This window comes from Rhizobium sp. SG570 (assembly GCF_012275345.1).
Lineage (GTDB): Bacteria > Pseudomonadota > Alphaproteobacteria > Rhizobiales > Rhizobiaceae > Rhizobium > Rhizobium lusitanum.
Genome location: NZ_JAAZQI010000024.1, coordinates 37,818 through 60,813, shown reverse-complemented (window position 1 = coordinate 60,813; position 22,996 = coordinate 37,818). Strand labels below are relative to the sequence as shown.

Below are 22,996 nucleotides of genomic sequence, written 5' to 3'. Positions count from 1 at the left end.
ATTTTCCTTGCCACGCCGGTATTCCCTAGCATTATAGGACTGGCTGCGATCTCCCTGCGCCAGATGTCCTGCGGCTTGCATCGGCTCGTTAACATGGGCGCGCTGACCAGTCATCCCGCAACGCGCGAAAACCGCGTGCGAAGCGGCATGAAGTTTAGCTTTGACAGAGACGGCCGCAACGATTAAGGGGACCGGCTGATATTTCCCTTAAAACGCCGGTTTCCCCGGCATTGCCGGATTTTCATTCGGTCATTCATGAGGCTTTGACAGTGGCGAAAACGGAACTTGGAACAAAACGTACCGATCCGGACAATGGCAAGAAGTTCTACGACCTGAACCGGGACCCGGTCGTCTCGCCTTATACCGGCAAGTCCTGGCCCTTGTCCTACTTCGAGGAAACCTCCGCTTCGAAGGAAGTTCCCGAAGAAGAGGAAGTGGCCGAGGTCGATACCGAGAACACTGAAGTCGAACTCGTGTCTCTCGAGGATGCCGATGAGGCGGCGGCCGGCGACGATATTCCGGATATCGGCGATGACGATGTCGAAATCGGCGACGATGACGACGATACCTTCCTCGAAGCCGACGAAGATGAGGATGATGACGACATGAGCGACATCATCGGCGTCACCGGCGACGACGACGACGTCTGATCTGCGGACAAGACGGCCCGGCAAACAAGAAAAGTTCCCGGGCCGAAATTTTCGGCTTGCTATCTGTAAGAACCAGAAGTAATAAGCCGCCACCCCGACGGGCAAAGCGCTTCGAAGGGACCCAGGGCCGGTCAAACGGCACCACCTTGATGGGGCTATAGCTCAGCTGGGAGAGCGCTTGCATGGCATGCAAGAGGTCAGCGGTTCGATCCCGCTTAGCTCCACCAGCCTTCGCTCTGCGAGCTTCGGCTCGGCAAGCCGGTAGGCTCGATGTGCCGAAGGCGAGAAGGTAGCGAAGGCTGTCGCGCTGAAGCTGCGCAGCAACGCAAGCGGACTTTCTCCAAATATTGCGATCATGTGCTGGCCAAACATCGTCGATGATTCTGGCGTAATTGGCGATAACGCATGAGTTGCGTGCCCGTCTCAGTACACTATCATACCCTGCATGAAGTACGTCTATATCCTCATAAGCCGCGACTTTCCTGACCACCACTACATCGGCGTGACCAGGGATCTCAAAGCTCGTCTGGCAAGCACAATGCGAGGGAAGTCCCGCATACCTCCAAATATGCGCCGTGGTCGATCAAAACCTACATTGCCTTCTCCGATGAATCGCAGGCTTATGGATTCGAAAAATATCTGAAATCGGGCTCAGGACGCGCTTTCGCGAAGAAAAGGCCGTAGCTCTCTTCTCGGCATCTAACCGACGCCTCGATGGCACGGCGATCGAAATAGCCACATTGCAGTGCACAAAAATCTGCTAGGGAGAGAATGAATCGTTTCTGCCGACAAGCTTAAGGATGTGCCGTGTTCGTTTTTTCGAAACTTGTCTGGATCTTCGGTCAGCCGCTGTCGCTGGCGTTCTTTTTCGGCCTGCTGGCGTTGCTCGCCGCTCTCCTGCGCTGGCGCGCCGCCATGCTCGCCTCGTCGCTATTGTCGGTGCTGATCCTGTTCGTCGCGCTCTATACGACGGCGGGCGCCTATATAGTGCAGGGGCTGGAGGAGCGCTTTCCGCATGCCGCCGCCGATCCGGCTGACCTTAAATGCATGATCGTGCTCGGCGGCGCCACCCAGAACGAGGTGACGACGGCGCGTGGCGGCTATGAGCTCGATTCGGCCGGTGATCGCCTCATTGAGGCGCTGCGGCTGGCGCAGAAATATCCGCAGGCGCGGATCGTGGTCTCGGGTGGCGATGGTTCGATCGGCGGTAGCTACGAAGGCGACGCCGTCATCTCGGAGCGCTTCTTCACCGCGCTCGGCATACCCACAGATCGTCTCGTCGAGGACAAGACCTCGCGCACCACCTTCGAGAATGCCGTCAATACCAAGGAGCTGCTGGCGCAGAACGGGCTTTCGGGCTGCCTGCTCATCACCTCAGGCTTCCACATGCCGCGCTCGATGGGCATCTTCCGCAAGCAGGGCATCGATGTCGTGCCCTGGCCGGTGGACTATCGCAGCACCGGCAAGGAAACGCTCGGCCTCGATTTCACGCAGCCTTCGCTCAATGCGCAACTGCTGGCGACCGGCATGCGCGAATGGATCGGCCTCGTCGGCTATTATGCCGTCGGCCGCACATCGGCGTTTTATCCCGGACCGTGACCACGTGTCCGGACCGTAACCACGTGTCCGGACCGTATAATTACGTGCCCGCGCCCTGATGGCTATTTCTTCGAGATGGTGACGAATTTGACGCCGCGCACCCTGACGGTGATCTCGCAGGGGTCGCCGCCGGTGCGGTCGCAGAAGTGCGGGTGCATCTTCATGACCAGCACCATGTTGCCGAAGCGCTGGATGAAATCGTAGCCGTAGATCTGCGCCGTGGCGATCATCAGGTAGCCGCCTTCGGCCACATGGACGTAGAAATTGTAGGGGCAGCCTTCATCCGTGCAATAGGGGCCCTTTTCGCCCTTGCAGGTGATCTCGCCTTCGTTGATGACGATATCGGTCAGCGTGTCGTTGTTGATATCCTGCTCGGTGGCGAAATGATCGCCGAAGCTCACCTGGCCGTCGCAGGTCTTGGTGAAGTGATCCTTCTCGAACGCCACCGGATCCTGAAGAATCGACTGCTGCGCCAGCGCCGTCGCGGGCATGATCACGAATGTGATGAGATTGAGGATCACGATCAGCAGGGATTTCACGGGAAATTTCCTCTTCGAAGCGCCGTCGCGGCCACGTTGGTCGCCGTAACCGCTGCGACATCTTTACACGCGCCTGCTTGCGCGGCCCTTGCCGTCGTGATTCATTTCATGAAAATCGCCGCCGGCGTCCTGTTGGAGTTCCCGATGTCGCTTCTCTCGTTTCTCGATTACGCCGGCGTCGCCCTTTTCGCTGCCACCGGCGCGCTGTCTGCCTCGCGCAAGCAGCTCGATCTGATCGGTTTTCTGTTTTTTGCGGCGGTCACCGGCATCGGCGGCGGCACGCTCAGGGATATCATCCTCGGCCGGGTGCCGGTCTTCTGGGTGCTGAACCCGACCTATATCATCATCTGCGCCATCGTCGGCGTGCTGTTCTTCTTCACCGCGCATCTGTTCGAATCGCGTTATCGGCTGCTCATCTGGCTCGATGCGGTGGGGCTGTCGGCCTATTGCGTGATGGGGGCGGCGAAGGGCATGGCGGCGACAGGCTCGCCCACGGTTGCCATCGTCACCGGCGCGCTGACGGCGACCTTCGGCGGCATTCTGCGTGATCTCTTGGCGAACGAGCCATCGGTGCTGCTGCGGCCGGAAATCTACGTGACGGCCGCGCTCGTCGGCGCCGGCGTCTTCACCGCAGCCAATTCAACGATGCTGCCGCTCTATGCGTCGGCCGGGCTCGGTGTTGCCGCGGCCTTCGCCGTGCGCGGCGGAGCGCTCTGGTTTGGCTGGACCTTCCCGACCTATCATCACAAGCCCGGCAGGCATCCCGACGATGTGATGTGAGACAGGGAGGCAATAGGAATTAGGCAATAGCAAAAGGCCGTGAAACAATTCCACTGCCTACTGCCTACTGCCTACTGCCTCTTATCGCTGCTTGCGGCGCAGGCGGATCACGACGTCGACATGGGCGATTTCCATGCCATTCGGCGGCTCTGGCAGGTTGCCGATCGTCAGATTGCTGATCGGAATATCCAGCACTTCGTTGTGGCCTTCAACGAAGAAGTGATGATGATCGGAGACGTTGGTGTCGAAATAGGTCTTAGTGCTCTCGACGGCGAGCACGCGGATCATGCCGGCTTCGGTGAATTGATGCAGCGTGTTGTAGACGGTCGCGAGAGAGACGGGCACACCGGCGGCCACTGCTTCCTCGTGAAGCTCCTCGACCGTCAGATGCCGGTCGCCCTTGGCGAAAAGGAGATCACCCAGCGCGATCCGCTGCCGGGTCGGTCTCAAGCCGACATTGCGCAGCCTGGTCTCGATCGCGATTTCGGCCTCTTCCGCCATTCAGGGACTCCGGATTCCAGATTTCTATTATTCTTCACTAAGCCATATAACTTTTGCCTTGATCGCTTTCAATAGTTTCGATGGGGTGGGAAGGTGCTCAAAAGCCGGAAAAATCGGGCTTTTGCCGCATTTGCCACTGGTCGCAGCTCTGGCGTTCCTGTATGCGACCACCACATAAGGGCTAGCGGGTTCGATTGGATGGTGGAGTGAGAGTGTGATGGTTGCGCTTCATTTTCTGTCGATCTTGCACTAAAGCTTCACATCCATCGGCATTCATGCGGGGGAAACGGAATTTTTATGACGACGAGACAATCCAGCTTCAACTACGAGGAAATCCTGGCCTGCGGCCGCGGCGAACTGTTTGGCCCCGGCAACGCACAGCTTCCCCTGCCACCGATGCTGATGGTCCATCGCATTACAGATATTTCCGAAACCGGTGGCACCTTCGATAAGGGCTATATTCGCGCCGAATACGACGTGCGTCCCGACGACTGGTACTTCCCCTGTCATTTTGCCGGCAATCCGATCATGCCGGGCTGCCTTGGCCTGGACGGCATGTGGCAGCTGACCGGCTTTTTCCTCGGTTGGCTCGGTGAACCCGGCCGCGGCATGGCACTTTCGACCGGCGAAGTGAAGTTCAAGGGCATGGTTCGTCCGGAGACGAAACTCCTCGAATACGGCATCGACTTCAAGCGCGTCATGCGCGGCCGCCTCGTTCTCGGCACTGCCGATGGCTGGCTGAAGGCCGACGGCGAAACCATCTATCAGGCGTCAGACCTGCGTGTAGGCCTGTCAAAGGACAAGGTTGCCTGAACTGCGGCGTTGCCGCCTCCACAAAGACAGACTGTTTAAGAAAAGGTCATCGACATGAGACGGGTAGTTGTTACGGGTCTGGGTATTGTCTCTTCGATTGGAAACGATGCTCAAGAAGTGACCGCCTCGCTGCGCGAAGCCAAGTCCGGCATTTCTTTCTCCCCCGATTTCGCCGAGCACGGCTTCAAGTGCCAGGTCTGGGGTGCGCCGAAGATCGATACGACCGAACTGGTCGATCGCCGCGCCATGCGCTTCCTGTCGCAGGGCGGCGCGTGGAACCATGTCGCGATGAAGCAGGCGATCGCCGACAGCGGCCTCGAGGAAGGTGATATCACCAACGAGCGCACCGGCATCATCATGGGCTCCGGCGGCCCGTCGACCCGCACGCTGATCGAAGCCGCCGACATTACCCGCAAGAACAACAGCCCGAAGCGCATCGGTCCTTTCGCCGTGCCGAAGTCGATGTCGTCGACGGCATCGGCGACGCTCGCGACCTGGTTCAAGATCCACGGCGTCAACTATTCCATCTCGTCTGCCTGCTCGACCTCGGCGCACTGCATCGGCAATGCGACCGAAATGATCCAGTGGGGCAAGCAGGACGTGATGTTCGCCGGCGGTCACGAGGATCTCGACTGGACCATGTCGAACCTCTTCGACGCCATGGGAGCCATGTCTTCCAAGTTCAACGAGGATCATCCGGAAACCGCCTCGCGCGCCTATGACGCCAACCGCGATGGCTTCGTCATCGCCGGTGGAGCCGGCGTGCTGGTTCTGGAAGAGCTGGAACACGCCAAGGCACGCGGCGCCAAGATCTACGCTGAAGTCGTTGGCTACGGGGCCACCTCCGACGGCTACGACATGGTGGCACCGTCGGGCGAGGGAGCTGTACGCTGCATGCGCCAGGCAATGGCCACGGTGAAGGGCGACATCGACTACGTCAACACCCACGGCACCTCGACGCCGGTGGGCGATAGCAAGGAAATCGGCGCGATTCGCGAAGTGTTCGGCGACAAGATCCCGCCGATTCAGTCGACCAAGTCACTGACGGGCCATTCGCTCGGCGCGGCAGGTGTTCAGGAATCGATCTATTCGATCCTGATGATGCAGGAGCGCTTTATCGGCGAGAGCGCCCATATCGCCGAACTCGACCCGGAATTTGCCGGCGTGCCGATCGTGCGCAAGCGCATCGACGACGCCAAGATCGATATCGCTCTTTCGAATTCCTTCGGCTTCGGCGGCACCAACGCCACGCTCGTATTCCAGCGCTACAACGGATAACGCAATGACCGGAATCATGCAGGGTAAGCGCGGCCTCATCATGGGCGTCGCAAACAATCATTCCATTGCCTGGGGCATTTCGAAGGCGCTCGCAGCCGAAGGCGCGGAACTGGCATTCACCTTTCAGGGCGAAGCGCTCGGCAAGCGCGTCAAGCCGCTTGCAGCCGAAGTCGGCTCGGACTTCCTTCTGCCTTGCGACGTCGAGGATCTGGCTTCCGTCGATGCCGTCTTCGAAGAGATCAAGACGCGCTGGGGCAAGCTGGATTTCATCGTCCACGCCATAGGCTTCTCCGACAAGAACGAGCTGAAGGGCCTCTACGCCAACACCACGCGGGATAATTTCACGCGCACCATGGTGATTTCCTGCTTTTCCTTCACCGAGATCGCAAGGCGCGCCGCCGACCTGATGGTCGAAGGCGGCAGCATGCTGACGCTGACCTATAACGGCTCGACGCGCGTGATCCCGAATTACAACGTCATGGGTGTCGCCAAGGCGGCTTTGGAAGCCTCCGTGCGCTATCTCGCTGCCGATTACGGCCCGCGAGGCATCCGCGTCAACGCCATCTCCGCCGGCCCGATCCGCACGCTGGCCGGCGCCGGCATTTCCGATGCCCGCGCCATTCTCTCCTGGAACCAACGCAACGCGCCGCTGCGCAAGTCGGTCACCATCGATCAGGTCGGCTCGTCCTCGCTCTATCTCCTGTCGGATCTGTCGGCAGGCGTTACCGGCGAAATCCATTTCGTCGATGCCGGCTACAACATCACTTCGATGCCGACGCTGGAAACGCTGTCGAGGGCCGACGCCGAATAATATGCTGATCTGAATCGTCCTCCCGGTCATCGGCCGGGAGGATCAAATTTCCGGATATCCTTACAGAGGATTACCGATGGCGTATGCTGCCGCCGAAGCTCTCGCATCCACCGAACGTCTCATCCTCCGCGGTTTTGTGCCGGAGGATTTCGAAGCCTATAGCGCTTATCGCTCCCTTCCCGTCGTCTATCGTTACCTCTACAGCGACCCTCCGTCGGCAGACGCGATGCGGGAGCATTTCGATGCCGGCTTGAACACGCGCTTGTCGGAAGATGGCGATATTCTGCGCTGCGCGGTTGTTCGGCGCGAGGATGATGCGCTGATGGGTCAGGTCAGCCTCAAGCTCGTCAGCAAGGCTGCCCAACAGGCCGAGCTCGGCTACATCTTCAATCCGGCTTATGCCGGCAAGGGCTACGCCACCGAGGCCGCTGCGGCCATCATCACCCTCGGTTTCGAAAAATTCGGCTTCCATCGAATCTTCGCGCGGCTGGATGCGAAGAACGCCGGATCGGTCGGCGTTGTCGAGCGGCTGGGCCTGCGCCGCGAGGCGCATTTGGTCGAGAACGACCGCTTCAACGGCATATGGGGCGATGAATATATTTATGCCCTGCTGAGCCACGAATGGGCTGCAAGAGCGCCGAATCGGCCGCGTTAACCCGCATTGGCTAAAATTTTACGAAAACTTTAGGTTAATTCTATCTTGCCGGGGATGGTCCGTTACCACCGGCCGGATTTGCGATACACCAAGCGCATTCAACAGTATTGCCTGCATGTCCATCGGCGTTCATTGACCATTTACGGGAACCCCAGCCGTGAACACCATAGCTGTTGTCAATTCCAAGTCGCTCGTTCCACCGGACGAGACGACATCGCTCGATGCCATTGCCGGCACGAGAGCGCTGGGGCCGGATATATTGCGCGCCATCGCCATCCTGTTGGTCATGCTGCTGCATCTGCCGGCCGAGGCGACGCCGTTGCCGCTTGTGGGCATCAGGCCCTATGGATGGCTCGGCGTCGACATATTCTTCGTGCTCAGCGGCTTCCTTATCGGCACCCAGCTGATGGCGGAAGCGGCGCGCCGTGACAGCGTCGATTTCAAGAGCTTCTATCTGCGCCGGGCCTTCCGCATATTGCCGGCATTTCTAGTGGTCCTCGCCCTCTACACGTTCATTCCGTCTCTGCGCGATACGCCGACGATGCAGCCGGCCTGGCGGTTCCTCACCTCCACACTCAACTTCGGGCTCGATCCTCGCTCTGGCGGTGCGTTCACCGAGGCGTGGTCATTGAGCGTCGAAACGCATTTCTATCTGATTCTGCCGGTTCTCGTTTTCCTGCTGAAACGCCGCGCGACGATGGTTTTCATTGCCATTCTCGCAGCGACAATCGTCATTGCCGGCATGGGTTTGCGGTTTGCGATCTGGCAGAGCTTGGTCGGCGCGCCTGCGGAAGTGCATGAATATGGCCAAGCCTTTGCGGCCTATCTCAGGGATATCTACTACCCGACATACAATCGGCTTGATGGCTTGACGTTAGGTGTCGTTCTGGCCGCCGTTCGGCTGTTCAGGCCGTTGCTGTGGGAGCGGTACATGCCGCCCTATATCGCCCTTGTCATCGGCAGCATTCTTGCCACGGCTGCCCTGATGATCTTTTCCGGGCGAGGGCCGTTTGCCGAGACCAATCTGCCGCTTTTGCTCCAGCCTTTCCCCGGCGCAGTCGGCGGGCTCCCGCTGTTTTCGGCCGGAGTAACATTGATCCTCGGCGCCATGCTGGATCTGCAGCCGAAGATCGGGCGCTGGCATCCTCCGGCGATCACAGGCATCGCGACCCTATCTTACAGCCTGTATCTGACCCATAAGGCCGTCTATCAGCTCGACAGGATGGTCTTTGGCCGGGAAAATCTTCAGGGCCTGTCCGGCTTCGTGATCTATGTTGCCACATGCTTCATCGTGGCGGCGGCGCTCTGGTTTGTCGTCGAGAGAAGCTTCCTGCATCTGCGGGATCATCTCGTACCTCGCTCGCGCTGAGCCTATATGCTTGCACATACAAAAAAGGCGGCCAATGACCGCCTCTGCTTTGCTTATTTCTTCGCCCAGAGCACCTTGAAGCGGGCATTGCGGCAGGTTTCGCCATGCTCCTTGAAGCTTTCTGCCAGCACCGGCTCATAGGGCAGGCCGCGATTGGCGACCAACATCAGGCGGCCGCCGCTGCGCAGCGCCGAGGCGGCAGTCTTGATCATCGCCTGGCCGAGCGAAGGTTCGGCGGCGTGGCCTTCATGGAAGGGCGGGTTCATGACGATCAGGTCGTACTTGTCCTTGACCGGCTCGCTCGCCAGATCGTGCCAGAAGAAGCGCTGGGCGACCTTCGGGCAATTGGCCAGCAGATTGGCGCGTGCAGCCTCTAGCGCGCCGTAATGGGCCTCATAGAGGTCGATACGGGCGATTCTTGGCGACTTCGTCGCAAGTTCAACGGAAAGATAACCCCAGCCGGCCCCGAAATCGGCGGCATCGCCGGTAAAGTCGGTCGGCAGGCGCGAGGCGAGCAGTTCCGAGCCGGCGTCGATCCGGTCATGGGAGAACATGCCAGGCGTTGTGGTGAAACGGTCGTCGACGCGTGTAGCTGGCTTGCCAAGCTGCGCCGTCATCACCTTGATGTCAGCGGGGCGCGCGAACCAGAAGGCGACACCGTGATATTTCGGCATGTACTCGACCGCGAGGCCGAAGCCTTCCATGCGCTTGCGCAGCGGCTGAATGCCGTCTTCCTTGCCGCCGGCGACCACGATGAGGCCGCCTTCCCTAACGCGCGACAGCGCTTCGGCGATATGGTCTTCGTTTTCGCCCTTGTGCTTGCCGCAAAGGACCAGTGCGCCGTCATAGTCGCCGCCCTCGATCTCCGGCGTCACGTTGATCCGCTGCGCTTGCAGCTGGCGATAGAAGGGGCGGAAGCCCTGAACGGCCGAAAGTTCCGCGGTAAATCCGTCAGGCAGCGAAAAGCCCGCCTCCGCTGCGAGAAAAAGGATCCGCTTGCCCTCGCCGGGCGCGTCAATGGTGCCAGAGGCAAAGGGATGAAACAGGGTCTTCAGGGCGTCGCGGCTCATAGGCGTTATCTCGTCATGGGAATGGGTTTCGATTGTCGGATATGTGCGCCATCGTCGTATTCCATGCTTGCCCCTCACCCTAGCCCTCTCCCCGCCTATGCGGGGAGAGGGCTAGGGTGAGGGGCCGGGCACATAGTTTCAGCGAACGCGGGCCAAGCCGACAGCAATAATATAAAAAGGGCGCGGAAACGAATTCCGCGCCCCGGAACGTGAATGAAGGCGCGGCTTATTCGGCCGCGTCATCCTTCTTCTTGTCGGCGGCGAGTTCCTGGCCGGTCGCCTGATCGACGACCTTCATGGAAAGGCGGACCTTGCCGCGCTCGTCGAAGCCGAGCAGCTTGACCCAGACCTTGTCGCCTTCCTTGACGACGTCCTGCGTCTTCGCAACGCGCTCGGAAGCGAGCTGCGAGATGTGGACGAGGCCGTCACGGGCGCCGAAGAAGTTGACGAAGGCGCCGAAGTCGGCGGTCTTGACAACCGTACCTTCGTAGATCTGGCCGACTTCCGGCTCGGCGACGATCGAGTGGATCCACTTGCGGGCCGCTTCGATCTCCTTGCCGGAGGACGAGGCGATCTTGACGGTGCCGTCGTCTTCGATGTTGATCTTCGCGCCGGTCTTTTCGACGATTTCGCGGATGACCTTGCCGCCCGAGCCGATGACTTCACGGATCTTGTCGACCGGGATGTTCATGACTTCGATGCGCGGTGCGAATTCGCCGAGCTGGCCGCGGCTTTCGGTGATTGCCTTGGACATTTCGCCGAGGATGTGGGTGCGACCGCCCTGTGCCTGGCCGAGAGCGACCTTCATGATCTCTTCGGTGATGCCGGCGATCTTGATGTCCATCTGCAGCGAGGTGATGCCGTCGGCCGTGCCGGCGACCTTGAAGTCCATGTCGCCGAGGTGGTCTTCGTCACCGAGAATGTCGGAGAGAACGGCGAAACGATCGCCTTCCAGGATCAGACCCATGGCGATGCCGGCAACCGGCTTGGCCAGCGGAACGCCGGCGTCCATCAGAGCGAGCGAGGTGCCGCAAACCGTTGCCATCGAGGACGAGCCGTTCGACTCGGTGATCTCGGAGACGACGCGCAGCGTGTAGGGGAACTGTTCGACCGTCGGCAGCATCGGGCGGATAGCGCGCCAGGCGAGCTTGCCGTGACCGATTTCGCGACGACCCGGAGAACCCATGCGGCCGGTTTCGCCAACCGAGTAGGGGGGGAAGTTGTAATGGAGCAGGAAGCGCTCCTTGTACATGCCCGTCAGGCTGTCGACGTACTGTTCGTCTTCGCCGGTGCCGAGCGTGGCGACGACGATTGCCTGCGTTTCACCGCGGGTAAACAGCGCCGAACCGTGCGTGCGCGGCAGGAGGCCGACTTCCGAAACGATCGGGCGAACGGTCGACAGGTCGCGGCCGTCGATACGGCTCGACGTGTCGAGGATGTTCCAGCGAACGATCTTGGCCTGCAGGTGCTTGAAGACGGCGCCGATGACTTCGGCCGAATACTTCGGCTCGACGCCTTCCGGGAAGAAGTGTGCCTTGACCTTGGCCTTGACGGCGTCGACGGCAGCGTAGCGCTCAGCCTTCTGCGTGTTCTTGTAGGCGGTGCGCAGCTCGGCTTCGGCGATGCCGAGCATTTCGGCTTCGAGTTCGGAGTGATCTTCCGGCGTGAAATCGCGCGGTTCTTTGGCCGCGACTTCAGCGAGCTTGATGATCGCGTCGATGACGGGCTGGAAGCCGCGATGGCCGAACATGACGGCGCCGAGCATGACGTCCTCGGGCAATTCCTTGGCTTCCGACTCAACCATTAGAACGGCGTCCTGCGTGCCGGCGACGACGAGGTCGAGGCTCGATTCGTCCATCTCGTCGAGATGCGGGTTGAGCACGTATTCGCCGTTGATGTAACCGACGCGGGCACCGCCGACCGGGCCCATGAACGGAACGCCGGAGAGCGTGAGCGCTGCCGAAGTGGCAACCATCGACAGGATGTCGGGATTGTTTTCGAGATCATGCTGGATGACGGTGACGACGACCTGCGTGTCGTTCTTGTAGCCTTCCGGGAAGAGCGGGCGGATCGGGCGGTCGATCAGGCGGGAAACGAGGGTTTCGTTTTCGCTCGGACGTCCTTCGCGCTTGAAGTAGCCGCCGGGGATCTTGCCGGCTGCGTAGGTCTTTTCCTGGTAGTTGACGGTGAGCGGGAAGAAATCCTGGCCTGGCTTCGGCGACTTGGCGGAAACGACGGTGGCAAGTACCACGGTCTCGCCGTAGGTTGCCATGACAGCGCCATCGGCCTGGCGGGCGATCTTGCCGGTTTCGAGCTTCAGCGGGCGACCGGCCCACTCGATTTCGACGGTATGGATATCGAACATATCTTGTCCTTGCATTGTGCGGGAAAAGGCGCCGTCGCCAATGAGTTCGGCAAGGTGCATCTTCGACCGCACGAAATGTGACGCATCACGGGCAAGACAACGAGAGGCTTTCGAAGATCGGCCGAAGCGCGAAGCCTCGGCTGAAAGCATCCGGCAATCCTGCCCCATGACAGGTCAACGGTTGTTGTTGGCAGGACCGGCCCATCCGGCCTGCCGGCGGTTTCACATCGCGCAAACACAAGGCGCTAGGGAAACTCGTCTCAAGGGTTCATACCCTTCATAAGCATCCGGCGGACGTTCAGGAGAACGCCCGCCGGAAATTCGATTAGCGACGGATACCGAGGCTGGTGATCAGCTTGGTATAACGGCCTTCGTCCTTCTTCTTGAGATAGTCAAGAAGCGAGCGCCGGCTGGAAACCATCGTCAAGAGTCCACGACGGGAGTGGTTGTCCTTCTTGTGGTCCTTGAAGTGGCCTGTGAGATTGTTGATGCGCTCGGTCAGGATAGCAACCTGGACTTCCGGAGAACCGGTGTCGCCTTCGACGGTCGCATATTCCTTGATCAGCGCAGCCTTGCGCTCAGCAGTGATCGACATCGGATAGTCCTTTCTATGAGAGGAAATTAAAGTCGCCAAAAGCCGGGATGTCGTCCAGCATTGGCCGCGAATGCAATCAGGCATGCCCGATGCTGGCGCTGCCTATAGACCATTTGACATGCAAAGGGAAGAGCCGCGATTTTTCCTTCTCCCGGCCGGGAGAAGGCGGCGCTTACACGAACACCCGCTTCGGTCGGAATTCCCCCTCACCGATCTCGCCGATGGCGATCAGCTTGCCGCGCGCGGTGGCATAGGCCTCCGTTTCGGCGACCGGCGCATCGCGGCCGCGGACCAGAATAGGATTGCCCATCTTCAAACGGTGCGCCTGATCGTCGTTGATGACGAGGTGCGGCAGCGACGACAGGGCTTCGGCCGTGTCGATCAGCAGCGCGTCGAGGGCCGCCAGCCGCTCGTCGGCATCCTCGATTGCTTCGAGCGCCACCAGATTGGCGAGCGGCACCATCGCCTCCTCCGCAAAGGGGGCGACGAAACTGCGGCGCAGGCTGGAAATATGGCCGTAGCAGCCGAGATCGCGGCCGAAATCGCGGGCAAGCGCCCGGACATAGGTGCCCTTGCCGCACTCCACCTCGAAATGCGCCGTATTGGCATCTGGGCAGGCAAGCAGCGTCAGGCGGAAGATCTCCACTTCGCGCGAGGGGATCTCGACCGTCTCGCCGTCACGGGCGAGGTCGTAGGCGCGTTCTCCGGCAATCTTGATGGCCGAGAACTGCGGCGGGATCTGGTTGATGACACCGGTATATTGCGGCAGCAGCGCGCGGATGTCTTCTTCGCCCGGGCGCTTGTCTGACGTCTGCGTCACCTCGCCTTCGAGATCGTCCGTGGCGCGCTCTTCGCCCCAGGTGACGGTGAATTCATAGATCTTGCGGCCGTCCATGACGTAGGGGACCGTCTTGGTGGCGTCGCCAAGCGCGATCGGCAGCATGCCGGAGGCAAGCGGATCGAGCGTGCCGGCATGGCCCGCCTTCCGCGCCTTGAAAAGCCACTTGATCTTGGAAACGGCCTCGGTCGAGCCGAAATCCACCGGCTTGTCGAGGATGAGCCAGCCCGAAATCGGGCGGCCCTTGGGCTTGCGTGGTTTGGACATTCTCTGTCTCTGTTATCGGTTTTTGTCGGTATCGGTGTCAGCATCGCCGTCATTGAGATCGCGCTGGACCTCCGGCGAGCGCAGCAGCGCATCGATCTTCTTGTAGTTGTCGAAGCTGGTATCGTCGCGGAAGCGGACTTCCGGCATGTATTTCATCTGCCGGAGCAGCGGCCCGAGACGGCCGCGGATGTATTTCGAATGACGATTGAGCGTGTCGATGACGATGTCGTGGTCGGCGACGCCGAGCGGCGTCACATAGGCGGTGGCGATCTTCAGGTCCGGCGACATGCGCACTTCGGAAATGGAGATCACGGTGCGCTCGATCAGGTCGTCGCGCACTTCGCCGCGCTGCAGGACCTGCGTGATCGCGGCGCGCACTTGTTCGCCGACGCGAAGCATACGCTGCGAGGGCGCGGAAGAAGTTGGTCTGGTCATGGTTTTTCCGTTAGCAGCGTCCCTTGGACGCTATAAAGCGGGTCACATGACTCGATCCGGCGCAAAGGTCAAGGCTGGATGGCCCGTTCTGCCTTCCAGAAGCCCAGAATCCGCTGGAATGCGGCATCCTAGGCCCCATCTGTCGTAAGCATTCGGGGTGCGGCGTACCGCGAGACGGCGTCCCGCCTGTCGCATGACCGCGATATGCTCGTCCGGTTGACGAACGTAGGAAACGACGATCCGATCATTGTCTTCAGACGTTGTCGTCATGAGCCGCGCGCCTTTCTCCAGCCTCTTCGAACCCAATAAAAAACCGCCGGCGATGACCGGCGGTTTTGATATCCAGCCAATAGGAAGGCCGCTTACAGCGTGCGCGTGATGTGCTCGACGCGGAAGCATTCGATCGTATCGCCCGCGCGGATGTCTTCGTAGTTTTCGAAGGCCATGCCGCATTCCTGGCCGACGTTGACTTCGGAGACTTCGTCCTTGAAGCGCTTGAGCGTCTTGAGCTTGCCCTCGTGGATGACGACGTTGTCGCGCACCAGGCGGACGCCGACGCCACGTTCGACCTTGCCTTCGGTGACGCGGCAACCCGCGACCTTGCCGACCTTCGTGATGTTGAACACCTCGAGGATCTCGGCATTGCCGAGGAAGGTTTCGCGGCGCTCCGGAGACAAGAGGCCCGACATCGCCGCCTTCACGTCATCCACCAGATCGTAGATGATGTTGTAGTAGCGGATTTCGATGCCTTCGCGCTCTGCGAGCGTGCGAGCCTGCGAGTTGGCGCGGACGTTGAAGCCGATGATCGCCGCGTCGGAAGCTCCGGCCAGCGAAATATCGGATTCGGTCACGCCGCCGACGCCCGAATGGACGATGCGGGCGCGAACCTCGTCGGTGCCGAGCTTGTCCAGCGCGCCGGCAATGGCTTCGATCGAGCCCTGCACGTCGCCCTTGATGACCAGCGGGAACTCCTTGGTGCCCGTGGCCTGCAGCGTCATCATCATCTGTTCCAGCGAACCGCGCTGGACCGACTGGCGGGCAGCCGCCTTGTCGCGGGTGAGACGCTGGCGGTATTCCGAGATTTCGCGGGCGCGGCTTTCGTTTTCGACGACAGCGAACTTGTCGCCGGCCTGCGGTGCCCCGGAAAGACCGAGTACCTCGACCGGCATGGCCGGGCCGGCTTCCTTCACATGCTCGCCCTTGTCGTTGACCAGCGCGCGTACGCGACCCCACTGATCGCCGGCAACGACGATCTGGCCGGGGCGCAACGTGCCCTTCTGGATGAGCACCGTCGCAACGGAGCCGCGGCCGCGATCGAGCTGGGCTTCGATGACCGTGCCTTCGGCCGTGCGGTTCGGATTGGCCTTGAGATCAAGGATTTCCGCCTGCAGCAGCACGGCTTCCAGCAGCTTGTCGAGGTTGGTGCGGTTCTTCGCGGAGACTTCCACGTCGAGCACTTCACCGCCCATGGATTCGACGAAGACTTCATGCTGCAGCAGTTCGGTGCGAACCTTCTGCGGGTTGGCTTCGTGCTTGTCGATCTTGTTGATCGCCACGATGATCGGAACACCCGCCGCCTTGGCGTGGTTGATCGATTCGATCGTCTGCGGCATCACGCTATCGTCGGCCGCAACGACCAGGATAGCGATGTCGGTCGCTTGGGCACCGCGAGCACGCATTGCCGTGAAGGCGGCGTGGCCAGGGGTATCGATGAAGGTGATCTTCTGGCCGTTCTGCTCGACCTGATAGGCACCGATATGCTGGGTGATGCCGCCAGCTTCGCCGGCCACCACGTTGGCGTGGCGGATGGCGTCGAGCAGCGAGGTCTTGCCGTGGTCGACGTGACCCATGATGGTAACGACAGGCGGACGGGAAACCAGTTCGCCGTCTTCGTCGGCAACGTTGAAGATGCCGTGTTCGACGTCGGATTCTGAAACGCGCTTGACCGTATGACCGAATTCGTTGGCGATCAGCTCTGCCAGATCGGCGTCGATGACGTCACCCGGCTTCAGCATCTGGCCTTCCTTCATCAGGAACTTGATGACGTCGACGGCGCGTTCGGACATGCGCTGCGACAGCTCCTGGATGGTGATTGTTTCCGGCAGCACGACTTCACGCGAAATCTTTTCGCGCGTTTCCTGCATCTGGCTGCGGCGGAACTTTTCCTGGCGGCGGCGCATGGCCGAAAGCGAGCGGCCGCGAGCGCTGCCGTCTTCGTCGACATTGGCCGTCGTTACCGTCAGCTTGCCGCGACGACGTTCTTCGTCGGTCTTCGGACGCGTAGTGACCGGCTTTGCCGGCTCGGGGCGCGTGACCTTGCCGCGCGCCGGAGGGCCACCACGCGGCGGGCCGCGATCGGTTTCTTCTTCATTGACCCGACGACGATTGGCCGGTGCTTCCACGGGCAGCGCGCCGGGGCGCGCCGGCTGCGGAGCCGCATCCGGGCGACGAGCAACGACAGGAGCCGCGGCCGCCTGCACGTCCGGCTTCGGTGCTTCCACCGGTGCGGGCGTTTCGACCTTTGCCTCTACGGCACGGGCAGCTTCTTCTTCGGCGCGGCGGGCGGCTTCGGCCTGCTCCACGATGCGACGGGCGGCTTCCTCTTCGGCGCGGCGCGCTTCTTCCTCGGCACGGCGGACGGCGTCCGCGGCATCGCGGGCCTGGGCGTCGGCGAGTGCGCGACGGCGCGCGTCCATTTCATCGGCAGACAGATGGTTCAGAACCACCGGTCGCGACGAGCGTTCCTGCTGCGGCCGCTGCTGATAGCTTTGGTTGGGCTGTCCCGGCCGCTGTTGCTGGCCACCGGGCTGATGAATGCGCGGAGCGGGCTGCGGCGGGCGCGGCGGCTGCGGCGTCGGTTCCGCGACGCGCGTCACGGATGGCGTTGCGGCAGCCGTCGTCGAAGCCGCGATCGGCTTTTCGTCTTCGGGGCGTAGGGGGCGGCGCTTGCGGGTCTCAACCACGACCGCCTTGGTGCGACCGCGGCCCATGTCCTGGCGCACGGTGCCCTGGTTTACGCCTGAAGGCTTCAGGGTGAGGGTCTTCTTACCCGAAACACTCAGCGTCTTGTCGTCTTGATTGTCGGTCATTCCGTTCCTGTTCCTTCGGACAGGGCTCGGAAACGTCCGTCAGACCCTGTCGTTCAATGCATGTACCTTAATGAGGCGTCCGGCATAGGCCGGTGACCGCGTCATTGTTTTCGCCGGCCAGCGCCGCCCGTTGCCCGGGACTGACCGCCGTTGCGGTACCGTTCGAGCAGGTTTGCGCGCTTCACTACACCTTCACCCGCCCGCCCTGCAAGCGCTGCGGCATGGATAAAAGCATTCTGGCCCATCAGTTCTTCCATTTCCGCCTCCGTGAAGACACGGAATGACGGTATTTCCTTTTCGGTCTCCATGCCGAGATGCCAGGCCTTTCGTGCCTGGTCGATCTTGCGGACGCCGTCGGCGGCGGCATCGATCGCATGGAACACGGCGAGTGCCGAACCGTTGCGAACGGAGCCATCTACCTTTGACGAGCCATTGACGAACTGGCTCGCTTTGCGCGCCATGTGCATCATCCCGGCAAGCTGCGCCACAAGAAGGCGGTCGACGATGGCGCCGAGATCGCTCGGTGCCGTCACCTCCGCCTTCAAGGCGCGAGAAAACAATTTCTTCGCTACCGCCTTGTCCACGAGTGCCCGGTCAAGCTTGACCCAGCAGCCGCGTCCCGGCAGCTGCCGCTTCAGATCGGGAACAACGGTCCCGTCAGGAGCGGCTACGAAGCGGATCAACTCGTCGGGCGATCCGCTTTCGCGTGTTACGATGCACGTGCGACCGTTTGCGCCGTCACCCCCGAGATCTTCGTCTTCAGGCGGTGCGCTCGGCCTCTCGGTGATCGTCATGCTTCTTGCTCGGCTTCATCCTCCGCGACCTCTTCGGTCTCAGTGGCGAGATCGGCTTCCGTGATCCAGCCAGCCGACAGACGAGCCTGCACGATCATCTGCTCCGCCTCGACACGCGAGACTTCGAGCTTGGAGAACAGGCCTTCGAACTTCTTCGTCTCGCCGTTCTTGCGTTCGCTCCAGCCGACGAGGTCGTCGGCGGCGCAGCCGGCGAAGTCCTCGATCGTCTTGATGCCGTCCTCACCGAGGGCGACCATCATCTGCGCGGTCATACCGTTGATCTGGCGCAGCTCGTCGGATACGCCGAGTGCTTTGCGCTTCTCGTCCATTTCAGCTTCCAGGCGCTCCAGATATTCGCGGGCGCGCTGTTGGATTTCCTGGGCGGTTTCTTCGTCGAAACCGTCGATGGAGGCGATTTCGTCGAGTTCGACATAAGCCAGCTCCTCGACGGCGGCAAAGCCTTCGGAAGCCAGAACCTGGCCGACCATCTCGTCGACATCGAGCGCGTCCATGAAAAGGTTGGTGCGCTCGTTGAATTCCTTCTGACGGCGTTCCGATTCCTCGGCTTCCGTCATGATGTCGATGTCCCAGCCGGTCAGCTGCGAAGCAAGGCGGACGTTCTGGCCGCGGCGGCCAATCGCCAGCGACAGCTGTTCGTCCGGAACCACGACTTCGATGCGCTCGGCGTCCTCATCGAGAACGACCTTGGAGACTTCAGCCGGCTGCAACGCATTGACGACGAAGTTCGCCGGCTCGTTGGACCACGGAATGATGTCGATCTTTTCGCCCTGCAGCTCGCCGACGACGGCCTGGACGCGCGAACCGCGCATACCGACGCAGGCGCCGACCGGATCGATCGACGAGTCGTTCGAAATAACGGCGATCTTGGCGCGCGAGCCCGGATCGCGGGCAACCGATTTCACCTGGATGATGCCGTCGTAGATTTCAGGCACTTCCATGGTGAAGAGCTTGACCATGAACTGCGGATGCGTGCGCGACAGGAAAATCTGCGGACCGCGCTGCTCGCGGCGAACGTCGTAGACATAGGCGCGGACGCGGTCGCCGTAGCGGAAGTTCTCGCGCGGGATCATCTCGTCGCGGCGGATGATGCCTTCGCCACGGCCGAGGTCGACGATGACGTTGCCGTATTCGACGCGCTTGACCGTACCGTTGACGATTTCGCCGACGCGATCCTTGAATTCGTCGAACTGGCGGTCACGCTCGGCTTCGCGCACCTTCTGCACGATGACCTGCTTGGCCGACTGGGCGGCGATGCGGCCGAAATCCATCGGCGGCAGCGGATCGGCGATGAAATCGCCAAGAGCTGCATCCGGGTTGCGGTCGCGGGCCAGTTCCAGCGGGATCTGCGTGGAATAGTCCTCGGCCTTCTCGACGACTTCGAGCAGGCGCTGCAGCCGGATTTCGCCGGTCTTCGGGTTGATGTCGGCGCGGATGTTCGACTCCGAGCCGTAACGCGAGCGCGCGGCCTTCTGGATCGCGTCTGCCATTGCGGCAAGCACGATCTCGCGGTCGATGACCTTTTCGCGCGCCACTGCATCTGCGATCTGCAGAAGTTCTAGCCGGTTCGCACTGACTGCCATTGTTTTTAGTCTCCGTCTTCCTGCCCTTGGGTTCCCGTTCCGTCAGGCGGTTCGTTGATCGATTATTCTTCTTCGTCGTCCGCTTCGTTCTGGTTCGCTGCCTCGGCTTTCGCCAGCTTGTCGGCGCGCAGCGCGTCGCGGATGAGATCGTCCGTCAGGATCAGCTTGGCCTCGGCCAGCGTGCTGAACGGAATGGTCACCTTCGGTTCCTCGCCATAGGCAACCTGATCGCGTTCGATCGTGAAACCATCGTCGTTGACGTCGGCGATCTTGCCGCGAAAGCGCTTGCGGTTATCAACCAGGATCGAGGTCTCGCACTTGACGATATGGCCGATCCAGCGGCGGAAATCCGACTTGCGCACCATTGGCCGGTCGATGCCGGGCGAAGAAACCTCCAGATGATACGCCTTATCGACGGGATCTTCCACATCAAGCACAGGCGAAATCGCCGTCGAGACTTCTTCGCAATCCTGAACGGTCATGGTGCCGTCGTTGCGCTCGGCCATCACCTGCAACGTCAGGCCGTTCTGGTTCAGGAGGCGCACGCGCACCAGGCGGAAGCCCATGCCGACGATCACGGGCTCGATGATGGCGGCGACGCGCTGGTCAAGGCCGGTTTCGACGATCAGGCGCGGTTCATTGGTATTGTCTGCGTTTGTCACTTCCGACAAGCGTTCACTCCTGCAGGCTACTGCATTTGGGAGATCGAGCTAATAAAAAAGAGCGGGTCCTTGCGGCCCACTCTTCATCACACGATCAAGAATTTGAATGCGGATATAAGCCCGTTTCCGGCAAATTGCAAGGCTTTCGCGCCGAAACCTGCTCGGCTGCCTATTTCAGTACGCCGAGCATCGAACTGTCGGGATAGCAGGTGGGCTTCATGCCGCTCTTTTCCTGCCATTGGCCTATCGACCGTCTCGTCTTGTAGCCGGGCAGGCCATCCGTGCCGCCGACGTCGTAGCCCTTGCGCTCCAAAGTCTTCTGCATGCCGGCGACATCGGAGCGCAGCATCTTGCCGACATCGCCCCATTGGCCCTGGAAGGCGCCGCTGCCGGCGGCGATCCGGTCGGCGAGGTTGCCGATGTAAATGCCGTAGAGGTCGGAGTTGTTGTATTCCTTGATGACGTAGAAATTCGGCGTGACGATGAACTCGGGTCCGTCGCGGCCGGCCGGCACCAGCATCATGCCGCTGGCGCGCAATTCGTCTGATGGAAAGGTTTTGCCGGAAATCCTGGTGATGCCGAGCGATGCCCAGTGCGAGATCGGCTTGGCGAGATCAGGCCCTTCCTGGGCGCAGGAAACAGCCTGCGGGATGGCGACCTCATAGCCCCAGCTGCGGCCGCGCTGCCAGCCCTTCTGAACCAGATAGTTGGCTATGGATGCCAGCGTATCCGGCACCGAGGTCCAGATGTTGCGATGGCCGTCGCCGTCGAAATCGACAGCATATTTCAGGTAGCTGGTGGGCATGAACTGCGGCTGGCCAAGCGCGCCTGCCCAGGACCCCATGAACTGATCGGGCGTGACGTCGCCATGGTCGAGGATGCGCAATGCCGCGATAAGCTCGGTGCGGAACATGTCCTTGCGGGTCGACATGAAGGCTTTGGTCGCCAGCACCTGGATCGCCGAATTCGGCAGCTTCGCGGCCCCGAAGCCGGTCTCGCGGCCCCAGATGGCCAGCAGGATCGGCCCCGGCACCCCATAGGTCTTCTCGATCCGCTGCAGCACCGGGCCATATTGCGAAGCGAGGCTCCGTCCGGTCGCTGCCAGCTTTTGCAGCCGCGCCTCGTTGAAATACGGAGCGGGCGAGGAGAATTCGGCCTGCGTCTGCTTCTGCTCCTGGGGCTTTGGAAAGCCCGGGGGTACGAGATCCGGCAGGTCCCAGTTCAGCGTGATACCGGCAAAGGCGGCGCGGAAGGTCTTGTCGGATATCCCGTCCTTTTGCGCCTGGGGCCAGAGATCCTTCTGCAGCCAGCTCTGGAACTGCGCTTCGACATCGGCCTTCGAGGCGGCAAACGTGGGCAAGGGGAGGAGGGTCAGGAGGAGGATGAGCAGCCGCAGAATATGTCGCGCGATACCCCCCTCTGTCCCTTTCGGGACATCTCCTCCAGAAGGGGGGAGATCGTGGGCGGCGCGCTTCATGCCATATCGACGGTCCGAAGTTTCTGCAGATGCAGCAGCTGATTGTTTGGTGAAGACAGAGCTCCGGGTTACCAATCTCCACCTCTGTCGGGGAGATGTCACGAAGTGACAGAGGGGGGTGCGCACTCTCCTCATGCTCTGCCTCTCCTCAAATCGCCGTCCGTGCCCGCAGCGCCGCCGTCAGCGTGCCTTCGTCGAGATAATCGAGCTCGCCTCCTACCGGCACCCCATGGGCCAGCCGGGTGATCTTGATCTCAAGACCGGCAAGCTGGTCGGTTATATAGTGTGCTGTGGTTTGGCCTTCCACCGTGGCGTTGACGGCGATGATGATCTCGCGGACGCCGCCTTCGGCGACCCGCGCGATCAGTCCGCGAATATTGAGATCGTCGGGGCCGACGCCATCGAGCGGCGACAGCACGCCGCCGAGCACATGGTAGGCGGCATTCATCGCGCCGGCCCGCTCCAGCGCCCAGAGATCGGACACATCCTCGACGACGATGATGACAGACTGGTCGCGGTGGTCGTCGGTGCACACGGTGCAGGGATCGACGGTATCGACATTGCCGCAGCGGGAGCAGATCTTCACCTTGTCATAGGCTTCGCCCATGGCGTGGGAAAGCGGCCCGAGCAGCTGGTCCTTCTTCTTGATCAGGTGCAGAGCCGCGCGCCGCGCCGAGCGAGGCCCAAGCCCCGGCACTTTCGCCAGAAGCTGGATGAGTTTTTCGATTTCGGGGCCGGTGACTCGCTTTGCCATGGGAGGCTTTTAGCCCATAAGCTCAAGGAACGGAATCACGGAAGGGATGATTGG

General features: G+C 61.2%; 21 protein-coding genes, 1 tRNA gene and 1 pseudogene. 10 read left to right on the top strand and 13 right to left on the bottom strand.

Features of this window, described 5'->3' with window-relative positions:
• Positions 1–269: 269 nt before the first annotated feature.
• From FHT28_RS31570 to FHT28_RS31555, 4 genes and pseudogenes are all read left to right on the top strand, one after another.
• Entirely contained in the window at positions 270–650 is a 381-nt protein-coding gene (locus FHT28_RS31570) for a TIGR02300 family protein (RefSeq protein WP_034512763.1), read from the top strand.
• 151 nt (positions 651–801) lie between these two features.
• Positions 802–877 (top strand) — tRNA-Ala (locus tag FHT28_RS31565).
• Between the two features lie 218 nt (positions 878–1,095).
• Positions 1,096–1,334 (top strand): annotated as a pseudogene (locus tag FHT28_RS36530) (GIY-YIG nuclease family protein).
• A 123-nt stretch (positions 1,335–1,457) separates the two neighbouring features.
• Positions 1,458–2,249, top strand: a complete 792-nt coding sequence (locus tag FHT28_RS31555; RefSeq protein ID WP_047561161.1) for a YdcF family protein — start codon at positions 1,458–1,460, stop codon at positions 2,247–2,249.
• Positions 2,250–2,311: 62 nt separating this feature from the next.
• On the opposite strand, the gene FHT28_RS31550 is transcribed toward FHT28_RS31555, so the two are convergent.
• The gene (locus tag FHT28_RS31550) at positions 2,312–2,788 is read right to left on the bottom strand and encodes a hypothetical protein (RefSeq protein WP_037199291.1); all 477 of its coding nucleotides are present in this window, start codon (positions 2,786–2,788) and stop codon (positions 2,312–2,314) included.
• Positions 2,789–2,932: 144 nt separating this feature from the next.
• Between FHT28_RS31550 and FHT28_RS31545 the strand changes: the two genes are divergently transcribed.
• Positions 2,933–3,568 (top strand): trimeric intracellular cation channel family protein, encoded by a 636-nt coding sequence (locus FHT28_RS31545; RefSeq protein WP_037199358.1) that lies wholly within the window; start codon positions 2,933–2,935, stop codon positions 3,566–3,568.
• Between the two features lie 81 nt (positions 3,569–3,649).
• On the opposite strand, the gene irrA is transcribed toward FHT28_RS31545, so the two are convergent.
• Positions 3,650–4,069 (bottom strand): iron response transcriptional regulator IrrA, encoded by a 420-nt coding sequence (irrA, locus tag FHT28_RS31540; RefSeq protein WP_037199290.1) that lies wholly within the window; start codon positions 4,067–4,069, stop codon positions 3,650–3,652.
• A gap of 297 nt (positions 4,070–4,366) precedes the next feature.
• Here irrA and fabA point away from each other — a divergent pair, with 297 nt between their 5' ends.
• From fabA to FHT28_RS31515, 5 genes are all read left to right on the top strand, one after another.
• A complete protein-coding gene (gene fabA / locus FHT28_RS31535; protein ID WP_037199288.1) occupies positions 4,367–4,882 on the top strand; it encodes a 3-hydroxyacyl-[acyl-carrier-protein] dehydratase FabA in 516 nt (171 codons plus the stop codon).
• A gap of 54 nt (positions 4,883–4,936) precedes the next feature.
• The gene (fabB, locus tag FHT28_RS31530; protein ID WP_037199286.1) at positions 4,937–6,160 is read left to right on the top strand and encodes a beta-ketoacyl-ACP synthase I; all 1,224 of its coding nucleotides are present in this window, start codon (positions 4,937–4,939) and stop codon (positions 6,158–6,160) included.
• Between the two features lie 4 nt (positions 6,161–6,164).
• Complete coding sequence (fabI, locus tag FHT28_RS31525) at positions 6,165–6,971, top strand: enoyl-ACP reductase FabI (RefSeq protein ID WP_047561157.1); 807 nt, start codon at positions 6,165–6,167, stop codon at positions 6,969–6,971.
• Between the two features lie 76 nt (positions 6,972–7,047).
• The gene (locus FHT28_RS31520; RefSeq protein WP_092576518.1) at positions 7,048–7,626 is read left to right on the top strand and encodes a GNAT family protein; all 579 of its coding nucleotides are present in this window, start codon (positions 7,048–7,050) and stop codon (positions 7,624–7,626) included.
• 157 nt (positions 7,627–7,783) lie between these two features.
• Entirely contained in the window at positions 7,784–8,995 is a 1,212-nt protein-coding gene (locus FHT28_RS31515) for an acyltransferase (RefSeq protein WP_168598369.1), read from the top strand.
• A gap of 53 nt (positions 8,996–9,048) precedes the next feature.
• On the opposite strand, the gene FHT28_RS31510 is transcribed toward FHT28_RS31515, so the two are convergent.
• The 11 genes from FHT28_RS31510 to recR all read right to left on the bottom strand — a co-directional run bounded on the left by FHT28_RS31510 (position 9,049) and on the right by recR (position 22,942).
• Positions 9,049–10,065, bottom strand: a complete 1,017-nt coding sequence (locus FHT28_RS31510; RefSeq protein WP_037199282.1) for a class I SAM-dependent methyltransferase — start codon at positions 10,063–10,065, stop codon at positions 9,049–9,051.
• A 226-nt stretch (positions 10,066–10,291) separates the two neighbouring features.
• Positions 10,292–12,430: a polyribonucleotide nucleotidyltransferase gene (gene pnp, locus FHT28_RS31505; protein ID WP_037199355.1), complete on the bottom strand. Its 2,139-nt coding sequence runs from the start codon at positions 12,428–12,430 to the stop codon at positions 10,292–10,294.
• Between the two features lie 325 nt (positions 12,431–12,755).
• A complete protein-coding gene (rpsO, locus tag FHT28_RS31500; protein WP_034512717.1) occupies positions 12,756–13,025 on the bottom strand; it encodes a 30S ribosomal protein S15 in 270 nt (89 codons plus the stop codon).
• A 172-nt stretch (positions 13,026–13,197) separates the two neighbouring features.
• Positions 13,198–14,130 (bottom strand): tRNA pseudouridine(55) synthase TruB, encoded by a 933-nt coding sequence (truB, locus tag FHT28_RS31495; RefSeq protein ID WP_168598368.1) that lies wholly within the window; start codon positions 14,128–14,130, stop codon positions 13,198–13,200.
• 12 nt (positions 14,131–14,142) lie between these two features.
• Positions 14,143–14,565: a 30S ribosome-binding factor RbfA gene (gene rbfA, locus FHT28_RS31490; RefSeq protein ID WP_037199280.1), complete on the bottom strand. Its 423-nt coding sequence runs from the start codon at positions 14,563–14,565 to the stop codon at positions 14,143–14,145.
• A 362-nt stretch (positions 14,566–14,927) separates the two neighbouring features.
• Complete coding sequence (gene infB, locus FHT28_RS31485; protein WP_168598367.1) at positions 14,928–17,654, bottom strand: translation initiation factor IF-2; 2,727 nt, start codon at positions 17,652–17,654, stop codon at positions 14,928–14,930.
• A gap of 101 nt (positions 17,655–17,755) precedes the next feature.
• Positions 17,756–18,448 carry an RNA-binding protein gene (locus FHT28_RS31480; RefSeq protein WP_037199277.1) on the bottom strand — a complete coding sequence of 231 codons (693 nt, stop codon included), beginning with the start codon at positions 18,446–18,448 and terminating at the stop codon, positions 17,756–17,758.
• Positions 18,445–20,049 (bottom strand): transcription termination factor NusA, encoded by a 1,605-nt coding sequence (nusA, locus tag FHT28_RS31475; RefSeq protein WP_037199275.1) that lies wholly within the window; start codon positions 20,047–20,049, stop codon positions 18,445–18,447. The genes FHT28_RS31480 and nusA overlap by 4 nt, the downstream gene beginning before the upstream one ends.
• A gap of 62 nt (positions 20,050–20,111) precedes the next feature.
• The gene (rimP, locus tag FHT28_RS31470; protein WP_037199273.1) at positions 20,112–20,720 is read right to left on the bottom strand and encodes a ribosome maturation factor RimP; all 609 of its coding nucleotides are present in this window, start codon (positions 20,718–20,720) and stop codon (positions 20,112–20,114) included.
• Positions 20,721–20,880: 160 nt separating this feature from the next.
• Positions 20,881–22,188, bottom strand: coding sequence for a lytic murein transglycosylase (locus FHT28_RS31465; RefSeq protein ID WP_168598366.1), 1,308 nt, complete (start codon positions 22,186–22,188; stop codon positions 20,881–20,883).
• A gap of 148 nt (positions 22,189–22,336) precedes the next feature.
• Positions 22,337–22,942 carry a recombination mediator RecR gene (recR, locus tag FHT28_RS31460; RefSeq protein ID WP_037199271.1) on the bottom strand — a complete coding sequence of 202 codons (606 nt, stop codon included), beginning with the start codon at positions 22,940–22,942 and terminating at the stop codon, positions 22,337–22,339.
• Between the last annotated feature and the right edge of the window lie 54 nt (positions 22,943–22,996).